Annotated in this window: 2 protein-coding genes; both read left to right on the forward strand. The window is 72.9% G+C overall.

Annotation, left to right across the window (positions count from 1 at the left end; all coding sequences use genetic code 11):
- Positions 1 to 972: DUF4129 domain-containing protein (locus tag ACWELJ_RS34110; protein WP_452370175.1), on the forward strand; the 972-nt coding region annotated here is incomplete at its 5' end.
- A gap of 20 nt (positions 973 to 992) precedes the next feature.
- A partial coding sequence (locus ACWELJ_RS34115; RefSeq protein ID WP_452370176.1) for an AAA family ATPase occupies positions 993 to 1,684 on the forward strand: 692 nt, incomplete at its 3' end.

Consider the following 1,684-nt stretch of genomic DNA (forward strand, 5'->3'; position numbering starts at 1 on the left):
GACGCCGCCCGGCGCGGCGACTTCGGGGTGGCGCTGCGCGAACGGTATCGCGCCGTCACCCGCGGTCTGGAACAGCGCGGCATCCTCGACGAAGAGCGGGCCCGCACCGCGCGGGAGACGGCGCGCGCCGCCACCGCGGCGGTCCACGACGCGGGGGAACTGCCCTCGGCGGCACACAGTTTCGACGAGGTCGTCTACGGCGGCCGGTACGCGACCGAATCGGAGTACCGGCAGCTCGAACAGGCCGACCGGTTCTCGAGCGCGCCGCCGCCCAAGGACGGGCCGGTCGAGCTCACCGAGAAACGCAAGGCGCGCAAGACCAAGGCCGCCAAGGACAAACCCGCCCGGGAACGCCGGGAACTGCCGGAGCTGCTGCGGGATTGGCGACTGTGGGCGGCGCTCGCCGCGCTGCTCGCGATCGTCGGACTGGTGTACTCGGTCACCCATCTCGGGCACGCGCCCGCGCCGCCGCACCATCCGGGCACGCCGCCGACGCATCCGCCGAGCCCGAGCCGGGAACCCGATGTGCCGCCGCCGAACTTCGGTGGCGGCGACGACTCCATCTTCGAAAGGCTGCCGGGCCGGCTGGCCTTCGGCGGCCTGCAGTTCCTCATCGCCTGGGTCGCGGTGCTGTGGTGGCGCGGCCGCCGGCGCGGCGCGATCGTGCGGGAACCGCTGCCGGTCGAGGCCCCCGCCCAGGAACTGCTGGCCGGACAGGCCGGGCTGTACCGGAAATCCCGCGATCACGACCATGTGGCCGCCAAACTGCGGGCGGCGGCGCTGCGCCGGCTGCGCCCCGTGCTCGGCGTCACCGCCGACACCCCGGCGGAACTCGTGGTCGGGGCGCTCGCCGCCCGCACCGGCGCGGACCCGGCCGTCCTCCGCGCCACCCTCTACGACCCGGTCACCGACCGGGAGACCCTGGAACTCGTGGCGGCACAACTCGAATGGATCGAAGCGGAGGTCTTGTGACCAACCTGTCCAAGGACGTGGTGGACGCCCACCACGACGGCACCCCGGCGACCGGCGGTCAGGCGCCCACCGCGCAGGACGCGCAGCAGGCGCTGCTGGCCCTGCGCGCCGAGATCGGCAAGGCCGTGGTCGGCAACGACCACGCTGTCATGTTCCTGGTGCTGGCGCTGCTGTGCCGCGGCCACGTGCTGCTGGAAGGCGTTCCGGGCGTGGCCAAGACGCTGCTGGTGCGGGCACTGGCCACGGCGCTGGACCTGGAGCACGCCCGCATCCAGTTCACCCCGGACCTGATGCCCGGCGACGTCACCGGCTCCCAGATCTACGATCCGCACTCGGCCGAGTTCACCTTCCGCCGCGGCCCGGTGTTCACCAACCTGCTGCTGGCCGACGAGATCAACCGCACCCCGCCCAAGACCCAGTCCTCGCTGCTGGAATCGATGGAGGAGCGCCAGGTTTCGGTGGACGGCGTACCGCAGCCGCTGCCGGACCCGTTCGTGGTGGTCGCCACCCAGAACCCGATCGAGCAGGAGGGCACCTATCCGCTGCCGGAGGCGCAGCTGGACCGGTTCCTGTTCAAGGTGGACGTTCAATTGCCCGGGCGCGACGACGAATTCCGCATCCTGCAACGGCATGCCGCCGGCTTCGACCCCCGCGATCTGGCCGCGGCCGGGCTGCGGCCGGTGGCCGGGCCCGCGCACATCGCGGCCGCCCG

The sequence above is a fragment of the Nocardia sp. NPDC004582 genome (assembly GCF_053602115.1).